Raw genomic sequence first — 18511 nt, forward strand, 5'->3', positions numbered from 1 at the left:
GATGTTAGTGTAAACAGTAAATAAGAAATGTAGAAGTACGCACTTTTAAGTCCTATAGGATGATGCGGGTGCTATAGGAACATGGAAGTTCCCTAGAAAAGAGGGCAGAACTAAATAGAAGGAACACGAGACGCCCAGATTCGCCTGCGGCGTCTTTGGTGCGCGAAGGGGAGGGGATAACCAGCATATGATATACTTGGGGATGAATGTTAGGATGATATCAAGAGGAATGAGGAACAAGGAGGGTTAACCTTTTATGCGTAAAGGGAAGGGTTTTTTAATACTGAGAATTCTAGTTGCCGTTCTTCCTATAGTCCTGTTGATCCAAAATTATGGTACCACCATTCGGATCTGGCTCATTCCTGTAACAACAACAATAGGGCAGGTCGCACCCGCCTTACCTAATAAGAAGATCACTACATTGACCTTCATTCCTGGAAATGACGCAGAGAGCGAATTCAAGATTAAGGGTGAAGACCATCTTAGCGATCTCATAACCCGGCTTTCCAACCTGCAAGTGAAGGAAAAGACAAAAAGTGACCAGAAAGGAGCCGACCCCTTCGACTCTATATTTTTAGACGTCCAGGGCAGCCTAAGAGTGATTCTGAATGTCTCCGAAGATAGGACGGAACTGCTTCTGGCGAAGATTAGCAAGGATAACACAACAAGCCGCTGGTATTCCGTCCTGAACCAAGAGGAGATGAAGCAGATCATCAGCTTAATTATGGCAAAAAGAACAGATTGAAGATTACGATTTCTTACATACGCTGATAAGGAGAGGGGAGGAGGGGGTGAACGGTGTGCGGTCCCAGTCCGCATACTGGTGCTCGATAAGAAATCCGTTACGGGTCAGTAACTCTGTCAGCGCAGCGTATGTTGTAAACCGGCAGTCGATCCTCGACTCTGTCCGCTTATCGCCCCAATCGCGAAAGGTTACCCAGTGCATGATGGAACGTTCCGCATCGTAGGTCTGTGTGCCCGATACCTTGACTACGTTGCCATCTGAATCGGTGAATTGCCCCCAAGCCGTCTCCCCTTCATCGGACAGGTCAGTTCCTGCGGGATTACGCGTCTCGAAGATCAGACGTCCTCCGGGCTCCAGATGATGGTAGACGGTACGGAGCAAGGCGGCTTGATCCTCATCGCTCAAAAAAGCCTGAAACGCATTCCCCGTTAAATAGATCATGGCAAACTTCTTATCAGAGCGGAAGGTTCGCGCATCAGCTTCGATAAACTCTACAGGCAAGTTTCCGGCCTTCACCCGCGCATAAGCCAGCATAGAGGAAGCAATATCAACGCCAGTCATTGCGATTCCCGCCTGAGCCAGCGGCAGAGTCGTCAATCCGGTTCCGCAAGCCAGCTCCGAGACCTCCCCGGCAGACGCCTTGGCCCATTCCAGATAGAACTGATATTTTCGTGTCTCCCCGCCGAACTCCAGATCATAGTTGACCGGGTCGCGGTACTCTTCCAGATTGTTATGCGCAGTCAATGCTAGTTCCTCCTTGGCAATACAATATAAATGCATAAAGGTAAGATAGCATAGCTGTTCATAGGTGGGAATGGAACTGTTGATTATAGCTGTTTTTTATTGATAGGAGGGAAAGGAAATATGTTCAGCTTACATAGCTTCACTGACAGCGGTTGTCAGTGAAGTTGTTTTATTATAGAGATAGTCATAGAGAGAGGAGCTACACATGAAACATACAGTATATCTATATGTGTTAGACACCATGGCAGACTGGGAGATAGGGTATCTAACGGCTGAACTGAACTCGGGAAGGTGTTACAAGGAGGGACAAGCTCCATCTACAATAGTTACCGTAGCCAATGAGAAGACACTGATCACTACCATGGGCGGACTGAAAATCATGCCTGACATCAGGGTAGATGAGTGCAGCTTGGTAAGCGGAGATGCCTTGATCCTACCCGGCGGTGAGACATGGACCGAAGCCATCCACAAGCCGATCCTTGGGCTCGCTGAGAGATGTATACAGGAGGATATATTAGTGGCAGCCATTTGCGGAGCCACCATGGGACTGGCCCAGGCCGGACTGCTGAATGCACGCCCGCATACAAGCAATGACCTGGAGTACCTCAAAATGATCTGTCCCACGTACACCGGCGAAGAGTTCTACCAGAACCAGCCTGCTGTAACGGACAGCAAGCTGATCACAGCAACCGGCATCGCCCCGCTGGAATTCACCATGCATGTATTGAAAGCCCTGGATGTATTTGCTCCGCATAAATTAGATGCCTGGTATGGTCTGTATAAGACTCAGGAAGCGAAGTATTACTATGCGTTGATGGGATAAGAGCAATTGAGGAAGACCGCCCTCTCTATACGGAGAGGGTATTTCTGTTGGTCTGGGGGATTCCAAAGATACTAATATCTAAAAAGTTAAATTATTCAAAAAAGTGTTACATTTAGTCGAGTTATGCGTCTTATATTGATAGACAGCATGAGTCATTTCGACTATTAACGCTATTTCTATATCGAAGGGAGGAATTATAGGACTTTACTTGTAGACAAAGATGACGTATAGGAGCTTTAGGTGAGACCTGCTGGATACTTATGAAGAGAGGATGAGTTTGTTGAAAAAGAACATTCGTTATTTTTTATGCCTCATGCTCGTATTTCTAATGATTCCGCTGAGTGTAGCTGCTTCTAATCCTGACCGAAATGCAGATTTAACACATACTGTACCGAAGGCCATTATACAAGCGATGGAATTGCAAGAACCGGCCCTTCAAGCCTATCAGAATCTCTGGGATAGTTTCAATAAAGATGAGCTAGGCACCCCCATTTATCCTGATAATTATGCAGGAGAATATGTCAGCGGCGACAAACTGGTTATTATGTTAGTAGATCCTTCTGAAGAATTGAAAGAGGATTATATGAAACGTGCACAAGATAGTGAGCATGTTATATTTGAAAGCGCTTCATATTCACTGAATTATTTGAATAGTCTAGATCAAGTCGTTACACAGCTGGAGGAGCAGAATTATAGCATCGGTAGCTACGGTGTGGACCGGAAGGCTAACCAGTTCTACGTTTCAGTGATCGAAGAGGATTACAATAAGCTTATGAACGAGCAGCCCCAGACCCTCCAGAAGACAACGGAGAGCTTGCCTGTCCGGATCGAGCCGGGAACACCTAATACGAGTACAGCCCAATTATGGGGCGGGGATCGAATTACCAATGAAGATAACGGTGCCGGGTTAAGTGTCGGCATTGGCGGTACCTATGGCGGCAGTAGTGCCATTCTGACGGCTGGACACAGCAATGAGAAGGTAGGCTTCTTATCTACAAGATATCCTTATATTCAGTATTCGGGAACACGGACAGGACAGGTGAGTTATCAGCGTGCGAATAGAACTAATGGTGCGACTGGCGTAGATTCACTGGGCGATTTTGCGATGGTGAAGTTAACCGGAAGCGATACGGCGACGAACAAAGTGTATGGAAGTGTGTCCATTACCGGCACCTATTCGTCGGTCCCTGTGGGAACCACGATCTATAAATACGGAGCAACGACCGGATATTCTTGGGGGACTGTGACACAAGCGAGCATAAACGTTATCTACTCCGATGGCCTGTTTAATACCTATTACGTGAATGGCCTGTATCAGTCTCTGATGCAGAACTCATCCGGTACCGATGCCGTTGCCGGGGGAGACAGCGGCGGACCGGTATATATGAAGGATGGAAGTGCGAACAAGCTGCATGGCATTGTAACGGCCAGAAGCAATCCGACGAGCGGGCCTGCTAAGATTATGTATTCCACCCCGATTTATTATGCGGAGCATGCCGGCTTCACCGTCAAGGTGAATTAGTTAAACTGTACCCATAAGGAGGATAATGACATGTCTGTTCCCTCAGTCTCTAGACCATTCCTGTGGTGGTGCGCCGTGTTGACGGTCATTATCCTCATGTGTATTGTTGTCTACCGGACAGGGTCTGCGTGGGTTCACAATCACCAGTTACGCAAAGACTTCTCAGCTGCAGCAACGGCCAGCCCCTATGTACAAGGCATTCCGCTGGAGCAAATGGATCTGAGTGCGTATAGCTCCTATTTTCCCGGCATATCTGGCGAGCCTGAATATTCATTAACTCATCGTATAGAAGCGCCTGTAACCTTGCAGTATTATACTGAGATTCCAGGCGGGGCAACGGCGGTTGCCTTAGAAATTCCCAAGGGAACAATCATTGAGGCCATTCCGCCAAAATCCCAGGAATCTTCATTCTATGAGTTAGGGTATGGGTATACCAGCTATCCTACCTATGAGAAGCGGTGGCGGTATGTTCGGCCATTCAAGACGGCAGAGGATGCAAATCCTGCATTGAGCGAGAACTATTACTATGTGCAAATGGACAGCTTAGAGGCTGTATTGGATTCAGCGATTAGAGCAAATAAGCCTTTTCGAGCGGCTGTACGTCAGCAGCATTGGACCCTGGATCGGGGAACGCATACCTTTGCACGATATATTGATGACGTATTGTATCAGAATGGAGTGTATCTTTCGCCGGATTTGTTCTACCGGACCTTTGACCGCTGGAACATCATGCTGCTTGGGGCGGTGGTGGTGATCACCATTGTCCTGTTAAGTCCAAGTTCATGGTTTGCCCGAAAACGAAGATAGAGAGACATTAGAAGCTACGTGATACTGAATAATTAAGAGAACGCCGTGGCGTTCTTTTTTTCTGCGCCAGCCTATTATTCACGAGCCCGAATCACCAGGAAAAAGGGTATAATTAATTAAAAATGGAATTAATATGGATTATATGGGGAGGGGTTACAAATTTCACTTCGCGTTCTAAAGGCTTGTGAACCCGATGATGATAGAACATTCATGAAGAATTTATATGAGAACCACTATCCTTTAATGAGAAAGAAAGCATTTAATATTATTAAGGATCAAGAAGTCATTGATGATCTAATTCAGGAAGCTTTTATTAAGCTGATCCCCAAAACATCTCTATTGCGCTCCTTAAGCGGCTGCAAAGTTACCACTTATGTCGTCAATACCATTAAGCATTATTGCTATGACCATATCCGAAGGCGCATCCGCCGTTCCAAGAAGGTCTATACCGGCTTGAACAACGATGTAGCGGAGCAAATCCCTGATCTCGCAGCCGCGACAGAAGAGAACTACATCCAAGCTGAAGCCATAGGAGCACTTACGGAGGCGATGATGCAATTATCTGAACGCGACCGGAATCTGCTCTACTTCAAATACAAGCTGGAGATGCGGGATCAACAAATCGGGGAGCTTTTGAATATTCCCACACAGCATGTTCGGCAGTATATTTCCAGAGCTAGGGGGCGGGTGCTGCGGGTTTTGAGGGAAGAAGGTGGGGTATAATGAAAAAAATAAAAATACTACTTCTGGTGATTGTTCTGATGGCTTGCGCTTTAGGATTCGCCGGATTAAAAATATTCAAAGACAAAACAACGAGCGAAGTGGAAATATACTTGCAAGAAAAACGAGGGTATAACCTGAATGATATATATGAAATTTATACTCAAATTGGTAAAGCTCCTCTGGTGAGTACAACCGTTATTTTTAATGATGATAGAAGTTCCAGATATTATTATCGTAAAGAAAATGGAAAGATATATCAATACAGTATGGCTCCTGTTCACGGTGTGGAGGATGGAACAAAACGATATAAGCATATTGAAGAATGAACCCGGGCTCCAATAGGAGTCCTTTTCTGTGTAATTTTAGAAATATCATAGATTTACATTAAGGATTGAACTATCATTAATATATACAGAGAAATTGTGGAAAATAGAATTTGATCAAATAGGCGGGGGTACACATGGACGAATTAATGAAGAGAATCATTCAATTCCGTGACGACAGGGACTGGAAGCAATTCCATGATCCCAAGGATCTGGCGCTCTCGATCACACTGGAGTCTAGCGAACTGCTGGAGCTTTTTCAATGGAAGAACAGTCAGCAGGCCATAGAGCAACATTACTCCGACATGCAGGACGAAATCGCCGATATTCTCATCTACACGCTAACGCTGGCTCATGATCTGCAGATCGATGTTAAGGATGCTATCCTCCAGAAGATAGACAAGAACGCGAAGAAATACCCCATATCCAGCTCCAAGGGAAGAGCACATAAAAGCACACAGCAGTGAATGAATAGGGGAGAGCTCTATGATTATCTACGAATCGACCAAGCAGCAATTTATGGATGATGTCACTGAGGATACGATTGCGGTAAAGATCCATAACCAGTACGTCCAAAAAATCGGCAGAGCTGCCATGGGCGAAATCAACGCCTGGAACAATTCCATGAATTATCTATATAAAGTACTGAACACATCGGACATTCCAGATGACGCAGGAATCGCGATTGAATATAGGATTCCAGCGCAACCAAGAAGAGTCGACTTCATGATTACAGGCTTGAATGAACAGGATCAATACTCCGTTGTGATCATTGAGCTTAAGCAATGGACAGAAGTGGAGACGGTTGAGGATGCGGATGGTCTGGTCAGAACCTTTTTTAACAGAACCAAGACAAGCACACAGCATCCTTCGAAGCAGGCATGGTCCTATGCCAGACTAATTCATGATTACAATGAGAGCGTGCAGAACGAAGCGGTCCAGCTCTATCCTTGTGCGTATCTACATAACTATATTCAGAAAGATAATGATCCCTTATTGCATCCTGTCTACGACCCATACATTGAGGAAGCGCCGATCTTCTCCAAGGGAGATGCTCTGAAGCTAAGAGGGTTTATCACGACCTACATTAAAAAGACCGACAGAAGCAAATCACTGTACCTTATTGAGCACGGCAAAATTAAACCCTCCAAATCGCTGCAGGATGCACTCCTCAGTATGCTTCAGGGAAATCAGGAATTCATTATGATCGACGATCAGGATGTTGTTTATCAAGAAGCTTTGAGATTAGCGAAGCAAGCCCGGTCGGGGAAAAAGCAAGTCCTGATTGTCGAAGGCGGCCCGGGGACAGGGAAGTCGGTGCTTGGCATTAATCTGCTGGTAGAGCTTACCGCCCGGGAACTCGTCTGCCAATATGTAACCAAGAATAGCGCTCCGCGTTCCGTGTATATGAAGAAGCTCCAGAAAAACGTGAAGAAAGCGGTCATTGATAACCTGTTCAAAGGCTCAGGTGTATATTATGATGCATTGCCCAATGAATTCGATTGCCTGATTGTCGATGAGGCGCACCGCTTAAATGAGAAGTCCGGTCTGTTCAAAAATAAAGGGATCAATCAGACGATGGAGATCATCCGTGCTTCCCGGTTCTCCGTATTCTTCATTGATGAATATCAGAAGATTGCTATGCATGACGTAGGCAGCAAGGAGCAGATTAGACACTATGCAGAGCAAATGGATGCAGACATCACCGAGCTGACGTTGGCCTCACAATTCCGGTGCAATGGCTCGGACGGATATTTGGCATGGCTGGATGATGTGCTTGAGATTCGGGAGACAGCGAATGCAGACGGCTTCGACTTCGAGTATGACATCCAACTCTACGATGACCCGAATAAGCTTCGGGACGAAATCTTCAGCAAAAATCAGATCAATAACAAGGCTCGAATGCTCGCCGGCTACTGCTGGGACTGGAAGAGCGATGGCAAGAATAATCCTGGCGTTCATGATATTCACTTAGAGCAGTACCAATTCTTCATGAGCTGGAACCTGAACAATACAACTACTTGGGCTATCGACCCGGAATCCATTGAGCAAGTTGGCTGCATCCACACCTCACAGGGCCTGGAGTTCGACTATGTCGGCGTGATCATCGGCGAAGATATGCGTTATGAGAACAACCGGATCATCACCGACCCCTTTAAGCGTGCGAAGACGGACAAGTCCCTGTCAGGCTTCAAGACCCTGTACAAAAAAGACAAGGACGAAGCCCTCCGCATAGCCGATCAGATTATCCGTAACACCTACCGGACCCTAATGACCCGGGGGACGAAGGGGTGTTATATCTACTGTGTTGATCCTTATCTGAAGGCGTACTTGCGGAGGCGGTTGGCTTTGCAGGGGGTGGTGGTGGGTTTGGGGTGAGGGTAGCAGTGTTCTATAGAGGACTATCATTGATTGAAAAGATGGAGGATCAGATTAATGGAGCGGGTAACCCCGGGCCAACAATTCTGTCCTCTATTTTGTTATAAGGGGGTTACGTGTTCAAGAGCAAATCAAGATGCATTTTGGAAGGTTTTCTAGCCAGAAACAGAAAAATTACAAATTACTCCAAAGAGCTTTTGTTATTTCTTCTGTTTTAGCTGGTAAAGACGATACATTTCTAATTCTTCTTTTAACCGCTGCGCCTCATCTGCTGTTATTTCTTCTAAATTATCCTGTCCAAAGAAAATATAAGGTGGACGGTCTTCTTTTATTAACTCTTTAATGTATGCTCTTTCTTCTCTTCCAATCAAAAAATCCATAGATACTTCAAAATAATCTGCAAGCCTAATTAATGTATTTACATCAGGAATCCTCTTTTGGGATTCGTAACCGGAGATTGATACCTTTGATACTCCTATGGCATCCCCTAATTGTAATTGTGTAAGGTTGTTCTGAATTCTTAACTTTTTTATTCTTTCCGATATTAGCATTAAACCCACCTCAGAAATATCTTACCCCAAAGTTAACAAGAAGTTAATAAATAATAATTGAAGTTAACTAATAGTTAACTTATAATTGAATTTAACAATGAGTTAACTTTTCTGGGGGAGGATAAAGTATGAAAAGAATAGTTTTTTTATCAGGTGGAATTGGAAGTTGGGCGGCAGGAATGCGCGTAATGCAGAAATACGGAAGTGAGGATATCATAAACCTATTTACTGATACGAAAAAGAAAAATGATGGACATCCTCATCGGGGCGAGGATCAAGATTTATACCGATTTTTAAATGAAAGTTGGGAATATATCGGTGGGGCTTTGGAATGGATATCTGTAGGTAAGCATATATGGCAAGTTTTTGAAGAGGTAAGGTATATGGGGAACACAAGGCATGATCCGTGTAGTAGGATATTAAAAAGGGAGGCGGCAAGGAATTGGATTGAAAAGAGATTTTCTCCAGATGAAGTTACTTTATATCTTGGAATTGATTGGACTGAAGAGCATCGCGCAAAAAAGTGTAGAGACTATTGGAAACCATACCATGTTGAGTTTCCACTAATTAATGAGCCATATTTGTCTAAAGAGGATATGTGTATCTGGGTTGAAAAATACGGAGTTAATAGGCCACGTTTATATAATATGGGTTTTTCACATAATAATTGTGGGGGATTTTGTGTAAAAGGAGGGCAAGGACACTTTTACAATTTATTAAAGCAAATGCCTGAACGATTTGCTTATCATGAAGCCAAGCAAGAAGAACTTTTTCTAATTATAGGGAAAAGAGTTCCTTTCATAAGAAGAACAATAGATAAACAGATAAACTATTTGAGTTTAAAGGAATTTAGGGAGCAAATAGAAAAGGAGGAGTTGAACAATAAGGAAACATCGATTGATTTAATGGACATTGGTGGGTGTGGCTGTTTTAATGACATTTGAAAATGAATGTTTTCTATATATAATTTCATGAAAACGTTACAAAACACAATAAATAGAACATAGGTTCCTTAAAAAACTATCCATATTTTATATCTTGGTGTATAATCATCCCTGGAGACTATTCTCCAGGGATGATTTTTTTTCAGAAAGGAAGTTCTACATATATGGCTTATGCTAGACATCAAAGTTTCTATATAAGAGATAAGTGGTTCAGTAAAGGATTAAGGGCAGTAAAACAGGATAATAGGTTTTTCTTCAATGAATATGCATTTGAGACAGTTGGGCTTGGGAAAAATATGCTTGAAGCTTTAAAGTATTGGTTGTTTGCTTTTGATGTTGTCGAGGAACGAACAATAGAGGGGCAACGGATACATGCACTAACGGAATTAGGGGAAATTTTATTTAAGAGTGATCGTCTTTTGCAAAAAAATGAATCGTTGGCTATTCTTCACCATCACTTGGTAAAGAATAAAAATGATCAATCAACAGTATTTGATTGGTACTTTAATAATTATCGAGAAACTTCTGTTAGCAGACCTGATTTACTTAGTTCCTTTGTAACATGGGTTAGCCAAAATGAGGCGAAGGATATATCAGGAAATTCTTTGAAACGAGATATAGACTGTCTAGTTCAATTTTATACCAAATCGCCTGATGATAATGATCCTGAGGATACTATGTTTTCCCCATTTTCAAAACTAAAGTTGATGAGAAGTGAACGTTCAGGGGAGGGCTTTGATACAATCAAGAAAATAAACCCTGAGCTTAATTCAATTGGAATAGCATCACTTTACTACATCCTTCTTGATTTTGAATCTATCCCTGAGGATCGGCTTATTAGTGTCGATGAGATTGTGAATGGTGATAACCTATGGGGGAAAACATTTAATCTGTCTCGAAATAAGATCGTTGAAGCGCTAAATATTCTTACTAACCACGAAAAGTACCCGATTGAGTACGTAAGAACAAATAATTTGGACTATATAAGAGTACCGTTGATTACGTCAATTGATTTTATTAAGAGTGAGCTTCTGAAAGGATGAGCTACTAGATATGGCTTTTAAGTCCAGTATTAATATAAAATTCGATTTGGGGAACGCTGATTTAATAACACGTTATATTCCCACACCTTCCCATGCGGAGGCGATGAAAGGTATAATTAATGGTTTTACTACTGATGCCAATCGAGCACACATTATTGTTGGTCCATATGGCACAGGTAAATCACTGTTAGCGAATGTAATTGGAAGTATAGTATCAAAAATGGCTAGCCCTTATGATATCGAAACATTAGTGGGGAAGTTTGAACAAGTTGATGATCAAATAGCTTCGAAAATCAAAATTGTTAGTAAATTATCAAAACCCTATTTACCGATTTTATTGAGCGGTAATGAAGGAAGATTTAGACATTCTATTTTATCCGGAATAATAAAAAAACTTAAAGAAAAAGGAATTGACGTCGTATTACCTGGGTTATCCACTAAAATCATAAAGTCTGTTGAGGTGTGGGAACAGCAATTTCCTGATACTTATCGTAAGTTTTGTCATCAGTTGAAGAAAGATGGGAGAAATCCTGACGATTGGATTGAAGAGATAAAAAAGCAAAATGACGTTGAGATTAAATATTTTTCGGCTATCTATCCATTTCTTAGTGCTGGTGCTCAGTTTGATATTGACTACGATTATAGCTTTCTTTCACAAATGGAGCACTTAACAGCCGTTCTTCAAGATAATAACTTGGGAGTATTTGTGGTTTACGATGAATTCGCAAGATTTTTACAAGGTTTGAATACGACTAGTTTTAATGAAGCGATGCAAGATATTCAAGATCTTGCTGAGCTAGCCAATAGAACGAGTTCGATTCACTTATTGCTTATTACTCATAAAAGTTTGCGTTACTATTTCAGCTCTTCTAATGAGGACGCAGCAAAGGAGTTTCAGCGCATAGAGAAAAGGTTTAGTCAATATTTAGTGAAAAGTGACCAAGTAACTTTTCTAAGGATTGCTGAAATCATATTAACAGAGAACCTTAATCAAAAGCCGATTATAAGCACTAAAGAGTTCAATAGTACACGGGAAATGTTGAGGAAATATCCGCTCTTTCCTAGTATTAATCAAACGGAGCGAGATGAACTTGTGGTTAGAGGGATGTTTCCTCTTCATCCCGTAACGATCTTTCTATTGCCAAATCTGACTAGAGTATTTGGACAGAATGAAAGAACATTGTTTACTTTTCTGGAAAGCCAAGAAACTGGTGGTTTATTAAATCATATTAATAAAACTAATGACTATTATTTAGTACATCAGTTATTCGATTTTTTCTTTCCTGATTCGTATGATATCGGTAATGAAGATTTTTCTGAACATATTCTTCTCTATAGAAAAGCAGTGGCTCGACTTCCTGAGGGGTTCTTAAATAAAAAATCGGCAATGAATTTAGTGAAAATCATAACTCTTTGGAATCTGTGTGCAGTGCAAAGTGAACAAAAATTGAACACCGAATTTTTAAAATTTGCTACGCGAATTAATGAGGAAGAACTATTAGAAATTTTACAAATATTAAGCACGCATAAGGTTATTCGATTTAATCGAGTGAATGATTATTGGGAATTATTCGCAGGCAATTCAGTTGATTTGCATGAAAAACTAGATCGTGAGAAGCAATTGTTAAAAATAGACCCAGCTAGAGAAGTTGAGGTATTACACAATAACCTAACTAACAAATTTTACCTGCCGGAACGTTACAACGATGATAAGGGAATGACTCGCTTCTCTGCAGTGAAAATTGTATACGGACTAGACATAATAGAGGGCAAGTTGAATCAAATTGCTAACGGTTACGATTTAACAATATACTATGTTTTAGCGAATGACCAAGAAATGTATATCTCGTTAGATTTAATCTTACGAGATTTAAGCAAAAGATCGGACAGGGAGTTATTCTTTTTACATCCTAAACCGGTATCAGTGATTTTACCTGAAGTATATAATTATAGTGGATTGGATCTATTAAGAAAAAACAAGGATTTGCTCTCTGAAGATAAAGGCGTTAAGGAAGAACTGGAAATACTCCTTAATGAAACTAAATTTAGAATATCCTCATATTTGTCAGAAATATCTTCTTATAACGAAGAAAAGGATTGGTATATTTGTGGAACAAAAGTGCCGATTGCTTCTGAGTTTGATTTAGCAGAGATACTGTCGGATAAGTGCTATGAGTTGTATAATTGTACTCCGGTGATTTTGAATGACTCATTTAATAGGAACGTGATCTCGGGGGTGCAGAGAAATGCAGCAATACAGATAATCGATAAAATGATTGAAGATCCACGTAATAAGGATTTTGGTATTAAAGGAAATGGACCTGACTATGCTTTATTTGCTGCTATATTCAAAAACAATGACAGGCTTGATGAGAACGTCAATAGCTTAGATTACTCAAACATAAAAAATGAATCCTTTCTTGCACTTAGAACAAAATTGATTGAAGGATTAGAGAATAATCCTGCAGGAGATTTTAAAGATATAGTCGAGCTATTTTTAGCTCCACCTTTTGGGATTAGAAAACCATTGATCCCTATTCTCCTAGTAGCATTACTTAGGGATCGTTGGAATGAGTTTATGTTGTATCGGAATGATATGTTTGTTCCTGGTATTAATGGTGCTAAGTTGTTTGAAATTATAATGGAGATAGGCGCGAATAACTACCAGTACGCTTATGAACACATAAATGATAATTATATTGAATTCTTTAACACAATTGAGAGATACTTTGTTGATTTTATAGAAACGCGATTAAATAACCAGTCTAGACTCATATTCATTTGTGGTACTCTACTGAAATGGCTAAGGTCACTTCCTAGGATAGCGCAAACTTCAGTAAATGTGGACGAAGAATTTAGAAGTTTCAGGGATCTTATTAAAAGGTCTGAGGTAGATCCTCAACAATCAGTTGCACAGCTAATGAGCCAATACTACCACAACAAAGAGCAGTTATTAGCAATTAAAAAATATGCGGAGAATTTCACTACATTGCTAAAAAAAGAGCTGGCTAGTAAGACATTGCAAGTTGTGGGTGTCAGTAGCTTTAATGACTTGATAAAATGGATTGAGACCCAGAAAGCTGAAGGATCTTACTCGATTAATAAGCTGCCAGAAAGAATCGACGCTGCTCTTTCCTGTGAGAACGAAGAAACATGGATAGAACGATTTCCAGAAGAGTATGTTGGGGTTAAAGTGGAGGATTGGTCTGATACCACGCATGATTTATTTTTTACACAGCTTAAACATGATTTAAAGGAATTGATATTAACAGATAGCGAGATAAAACAAAATAATTTAAATGTGGTCTCTTTTCAACTTAACAATAGTAGAAAACTAATAAATAAGGTTGATTTATCTGTTAAATCTACAACGATTTATTCGAATTTAGAAAGAATTGTGAATAGTGCTGGGAAAAATGTACCACGTCAAGAACTCGAATATCTTATCTATCAACTGTTTGAAAATTATGTAGTAAAATCGGAGTGATAATATGGACATCCAAGAAAAAAAGGTTGTACATGTAGCTATGTTTAGTGGCGGAGCTGGGAGTGCATATGTTGCTAATCATATGGTAAAAACATATGGCAAAGAAAATTGTATTTTGTTTTTCACTAACACCTTATGGGAAGATGAAGACAACTACCGTTTTATGGAAGAAGTGTCCAGATATGTGGAGTTAGAAATAACAGAAAGACTCGATGGAAGAACCCCAGAGGAAGTTTTCTATGACGAGCGATTTCTTGGCAATTCGAGGTTAGCTAAGTGTTCTGAAGAGCTTAAAGTAAGACAAACCATTCTCTTTTTGGATGACGAGTTAAGGAATCAAAAGAACTTAGAACCAATACTCTATTTTGGAATCGGTCCACATGAGAAACAGCGTGCAGTTAATTTAAAAGAGTTTTACGAGCATCGTCCCATAGAGCCTGTTGAAACTCGCTTTCCGCTAATTGACTTATTCAGAGAGGATCTTGATGCCAAAGGAATCATTCGGGATGAATGGGGAATTGAGTTGCCCCGAATGTACAATATTGCAGAACAATTAGCGGAGAAAGAAAATAACGAAAATGCCAAGTTGGCTCTGAAATATGGTATTAAAGGTTTTTCTCATGCAAATTGTGCTGGTAGATGTGTACGGGGTGGTTTCCAACACTATGCCCTTTTATATTCGCTTTGGCCAGAAAGATATCGGGAGCAAGAAGAGATGGAGGAACGTTTTAGAGCAGATTTTAAGAAGGATGTATCGATTCTTAAAAAAGATGGTAGTTCCTATACCATGAAAGAATTTCGCGAAGTCATGGAAAGAGAGGGGTTTGAGAAGTTTTTGTTTAAAGCAGATGCGGATATTCCTTGTGTTTGCTCTTTTTCATAATGTTATAGAAGAGCCTCCTATAAAGGGAGGCTTTTTGTGTTTTATTCTAAAACTAATATTTTGTCTATTTTTATAAAAATATTGCATAATTATGTTGTGGTTGGGGAGGAAAACAATGTAATTTTGTCGAAAAGAATTATAAGACTATGTAACTAAATAAGGTGGTAGTACATAATGACTATTAGTCAATCAGAATGGATCGCTTTTCTTCGTCAATACGGACCAATTCCTCGCAACGATAATATGTATGATGAAGCGATTCACAGGATTATTAAGCGGAAGAATATCGATCCGATTATTGTAGAATCCGTTTACTTAGAGGAACTTATTCAAAATTATAAGTCGCCTAATCCGAAGTCTGTGATATTAACAGGAACTGCAGGAGATGGAAAAACATTTAACTGCAGAGAAGTCTGGCTAGCATTAAATGGTTCCCTAAAAGTTTGGCAGAATGATGATAAAGTGAAACAGTTATCTCTTCCTAATTCTAAAATATTATATGTTATAAAAGATCTGAGTGAGTTACAGGATAAGGAAAGAGATTTTTTGAAACAGTTTGTTCACTCAGTACTTAATCCGAACGATAGCAATGTATTTTTAATAGCAGCAAACGATGGACAATTGATTGAAGCTTGGAAGCATCTAGATAATAATCCTCAAATAGAATTAGTTAAACAGTGTGTAGAGGACTTGTTAGTTGCTGAGATCCAAGAAAAAAACGGATTTAACCTAAAATTATATAATTTAAGCCAAATAAGCGCAGCAAAACTCTTTGTGCAGATTGTAGACGTCGTACTGAACCATTCAGGGTGGAATAATTGTAATAATTGTTCTTTGAGGGGAAATGATCAGACAGGACTGATATGTCCTATAATGGAAAATCGGAAAAGACTCGAAGGCGAGATGGATAAACAATTACTACTATCACGTGTAACTGATCTTTTAGAATTATGCGAGTTAAATGGTGTACACCTTCCTATAAGACAGTTACTTCTCTTAACTTCAAATATGCTTCTAGGTCATCCTGAGGCTAAGGATCGTCTCATGACGTGTTCTGATGCTATGAAAATAGTTGGAGATAATAAATCATCACTTGCAAGTATTTATCGAAATATATTCGGTGAGAATCTCACTGAAAGACGCCGCGAATCTACTGATGTCTTTACTGCATTAGGAAAATTCGGGATAGGTTACGAGACAAGTAATACGATTGATAATATTTTGATTTTTGGTGAAGATGATCCTGAGCTTCGTCCGTATTACGAGGAGCTTGTGCTAAGCGATAAATACTATGGTGCGGATCAGAGTTACCGTGCAAAGCAAAGGGAATATTTAGAGGGAGTAGTGGATAGTAGTGAGACCTTTCTAGAAACACTTCGATCCCAAAGGCAAAGATTATTCTTTGTAATTCCTAGAGAAAAAGAAGATACACTCAAGCTTTGGCATCTTACAACCTTTCAATACGCTGGGGAGTTTTTGTCTCATGTTTACAGAGTAGCTAGGGAAGGTAAAGTTTCTACACAAATAATATCGAGGATTTCCCAGGGGTTAAATAGAATTTTTACAGGTCTACTAGCAAAAAATAATGATGAATTGATTTTAGCTACGTCTGGAAGTCATTCTCAAGCAAAAGTGAGTAGGATTTTTGAAGAGTATATTTCCGTACCGAAAAAACGCGGAGAAAGCATGCAGATTCGAATGAATGCAAATGGTAAGCTCGTAATAGAAGTGAAATTATCATCTTCAGTTGCTGCAGTTGAACTACCACTTCATTTGGTTCGCTATGAGTTTCTTTCTCGGGTTGCAGAGGGTGCACTACCGGGGAGCTTTTCCAGAGAATGTTATGAGGATATCCTAGGTTTTAAAAGCAAGCTTCTAAAAAGACTAGAGGAACGCCGTACAATAGATGAAGAAGATTCGGATAATGACAGTGATCTATCCTTTAGAATTATTCGACTAAATCCAGATGGTCTAATTGACGATAGAATCGTGGAGGTTAACTACGATGAATAATGAAAGACTTCCGCGCCCAAGTAAAATCCCATCGGATATGTGGGTCGATGAGGCGATTTGGGGCCACCGATTATATAATGAACAAACACCGTGGCTTTGCTTTATGGAGTTTTTAAATGTTCTTCAAGCTGAACTTGATGCAGGAAGGGCATTTTTTGAAGAGATACCAAACAACTTAGTTTACGTACCTAAATCAAGACTATATCTGCGTAACATTCTTTTCAATAATCCACAACTTCCAGTAATTGCACGTACTTATAGTAATGATGACAAAGAAGCATGGTCAAAGTGGCAAGAAGCAATGAATAAGGGCCAATCGGGAATCGATAATGCTGATTTTGCATACTTGGAAAAGCGATTTCCTAAGTTTGAACACTTCGTTTCAGTAGTTCAATTCTTGAGAGAAACGACGATTGAAGGGGAAAATAATAAGCGGTGGAGTTCTCAGTTTATATTCCCATATGGTCCTAATTGTTTGTACGAAGATCTAAATGTAAAAGAAAATAAATCCCCCACAAATGACCGAAGATTTTTTGGTAGGACAGGTGAAATTTTGTATTTAATGTTAGCTAGGAGTGGGAAGGGACCTGAACTACTTGGGAATTTACAAGAAAGTGTTTTGAACAAGAGGAATAAATTTAATCGATTAGTTGCTTCATTAGAACCTAAAGATTCTATAAATTCCTCTACCGCTAGACCAGGGGGTTACTTGCCGTATTTGGAACTGCCTGAATACGAAGATATCGCAAGAGATTGGTTAAGTTTATTGGATAGTAACATTCCGAAATACGACGCACTTCCTCACCTGGTTAATATAATGGGACTACATATGATTATCTACAGTTTGAATAGGGCTAAGGATGTTTTGCAAGATGAAACGAAATTAACGTTTGTGTTAGAAATTATATCACCTAAGAAAACTATTGTTAGGGAGCTTTCTTCTGATTCATTCACAGAACATAATAATATGTCGCGAAGAGCGGTCGAAACTTATATTAGACACGTTGAACAAACCGAAGAATGGGAGAATATAACTGATCTTTCGGAAGCAATAAACGTTCTTCAAATTAGATATGAATGGCCTCAAGAAAATGAGATTGATTCTGCTAATTCGCCAGAGGATTTGATTAACAAGTTTATATCAGCAGCAATTAATAGACATAAGCAACACGTTGATAAATTTCACGGTGTCTGGGGAAAAGAAATAGGACTCACTTCGAGAAGAGGCGCGCGAAGATTACGTTATGCTCCCCAAGATATGTTTTTAAAATCTTTGGTGCTCTGTGTTGTTCCAAAGAGAATGGAATTCCAAGACTTCTTAGATGAATTGTACGAAAAATATGGTTTTATCATTGGCGATAAGCAGGCTTTTAAATTGACAGAGGCTGGTAGAGCAGATTTAGAAGCTTTCTCAGACAATGCAAGACGACTTGAGCAACGATTGGCAAGTATGGGGTTACTACGCAGACTATCTGATGCATGCGCATATGTAGAAAATCCCTTTGGGATTCAGGAGGAATAACC

Annotated in this window: 16 protein-coding genes; 14 read left to right on the plus strand and 2 right to left on the minus strand. The window is 40.2% G+C overall.

Going from position 1 to position 18511, the window contains the following annotated elements:
• The first annotated feature begins 256 nt into the window (after positions 1-256).
• Positions 257-745, plus strand: coding sequence for a hypothetical protein (locus tag NST26_RS03035; protein ID WP_340978462.1), 489 nt, complete (start codon positions 257-259; stop codon positions 743-745).
• Between the two features lie 3 nt (positions 746-748).
• On the opposite strand, the gene NST26_RS03040 is transcribed toward NST26_RS03035, so the two are convergent.
• A complete protein-coding gene (locus NST26_RS03040) occupies positions 749-1489 on the minus strand; it encodes a class I SAM-dependent methyltransferase (protein ID WP_340978464.1) in 741 nt (246 codons plus the stop codon).
• Between the two features lie 205 nt (positions 1490-1694).
• On the opposite strand from NST26_RS03040, the gene NST26_RS03045 reads away from it, so the two are divergent.
• From NST26_RS03045 to NST26_RS03075, 7 genes are all read left to right on the plus strand, one after another.
• Positions 1695-2312 carry a type 1 glutamine amidotransferase family protein gene (locus NST26_RS03045; RefSeq protein ID WP_340978465.1) on the plus strand — a complete coding sequence of 206 codons (618 nt, stop codon included), beginning with the start codon at positions 1695-1697 and terminating at the stop codon, positions 2310-2312.
• A gap of 583 nt (positions 2313-2895) precedes the next feature.
• On the plus strand, positions 2896-3834 hold the full coding sequence (locus NST26_RS03050) for a trypsin-like serine protease (protein ID WP_340978466.1): 939 nt from the start codon (positions 2896-2898) through the stop codon (positions 3832-3834).
• A gap of 30 nt (positions 3835-3864) precedes the next feature.
• Positions 3865-4641, plus strand: coding sequence for a hypothetical protein (locus NST26_RS03055; RefSeq protein ID WP_340956143.1), 777 nt, complete (start codon positions 3865-3867; stop codon positions 4639-4641).
• A 210-nt stretch (positions 4642-4851) separates the two neighbouring features.
• The gene (locus tag NST26_RS03060) at positions 4852-5364 is read left to right on the plus strand and encodes an RNA polymerase sigma factor (RefSeq protein ID WP_340978467.1); all 513 of its coding nucleotides are present in this window, start codon (positions 4852-4854) and stop codon (positions 5362-5364) included.
• Entirely contained in the window at positions 5364-5690 is a 327-nt protein-coding gene (locus tag NST26_RS03065; protein ID WP_340978468.1) for a DUF3139 domain-containing protein, read from the plus strand. Before NST26_RS03060 ends, NST26_RS03065 begins: the two co-directional genes overlap by 1 nt.
• A gap of 134 nt (positions 5691-5824) precedes the next feature.
• Positions 5825-6154: a nucleotide pyrophosphohydrolase gene (locus tag NST26_RS03070; protein ID WP_340978470.1), complete on the plus strand. Its 330-nt coding sequence runs from the start codon at positions 5825-5827 to the stop codon at positions 6152-6154.
• 19 nt (positions 6155-6173) lie between these two features.
• On the plus strand, positions 6174-8066 hold the full coding sequence (locus NST26_RS03075; RefSeq protein ID WP_340978471.1) for a DUF2075 domain-containing protein: 1893 nt from the start codon (positions 6174-6176) through the stop codon (positions 8064-8066).
• Positions 8067-8266: 200 nt separating this feature from the next.
• Here the strand turns inward: NST26_RS03075 and NST26_RS03080 are convergent, their stop codons facing one another.
• Positions 8267-8617, minus strand: a complete 351-nt coding sequence (locus NST26_RS03080; protein ID WP_340978472.1) for a helix-turn-helix domain-containing protein — start codon at positions 8615-8617, stop codon at positions 8267-8269.
• Between the two features lie 128 nt (positions 8618-8745).
• On the opposite strand from NST26_RS03080, the gene NST26_RS03085 reads away from it, so the two are divergent.
• From NST26_RS03085 to NST26_RS03110, 6 genes are all read left to right on the plus strand, one after another.
• Positions 8746-9561, plus strand: coding sequence for a hypothetical protein (locus tag NST26_RS03085; protein WP_340978473.1), 816 nt, complete (start codon positions 8746-8748; stop codon positions 9559-9561).
• A gap of 164 nt (positions 9562-9725) precedes the next feature.
• Positions 9726-10604, plus strand: a complete 879-nt coding sequence (locus tag NST26_RS03090; protein WP_340978475.1) for a DUF4007 family protein — start codon at positions 9726-9728, stop codon at positions 10602-10604.
• Between the two features lie 10 nt (positions 10605-10614).
• A complete protein-coding gene (locus NST26_RS03095; RefSeq protein WP_340978476.1) occupies positions 10615-14091 on the plus strand; it encodes a hypothetical protein in 3477 nt (1158 codons plus the stop codon).
• 4 nt (positions 14092-14095) lie between these two features.
• The gene (locus NST26_RS03100; RefSeq protein ID WP_340978478.1) at positions 14096-14974 is read left to right on the plus strand and encodes a hypothetical protein; all 879 of its coding nucleotides are present in this window, start codon (positions 14096-14098) and stop codon (positions 14972-14974) included.
• A gap of 174 nt (positions 14975-15148) precedes the next feature.
• Complete coding sequence (locus NST26_RS03105) at positions 15149-16987, plus strand: hypothetical protein (protein WP_340978479.1); 1839 nt, start codon at positions 15149-15151, stop codon at positions 16985-16987.
• A complete protein-coding gene (locus tag NST26_RS03110) occupies positions 16980-18509 on the plus strand; it encodes a hypothetical protein (RefSeq protein WP_340978480.1) in 1530 nt (509 codons plus the stop codon). The genes NST26_RS03105 and NST26_RS03110 overlap by 8 nt, the downstream gene beginning before the upstream one ends.
• Positions 18510-18511: the final 2 nt, after the last annotated feature.

The organism is Paenibacillus sp. FSL R7-0128 (assembly GCF_038002245.1).
In the GTDB taxonomy this organism is placed as follows: domain Bacteria; phylum Bacillota; class Bacilli; order Paenibacillales; family Paenibacillaceae; genus Paenibacillus_AQ; species Paenibacillus_AQ silagei.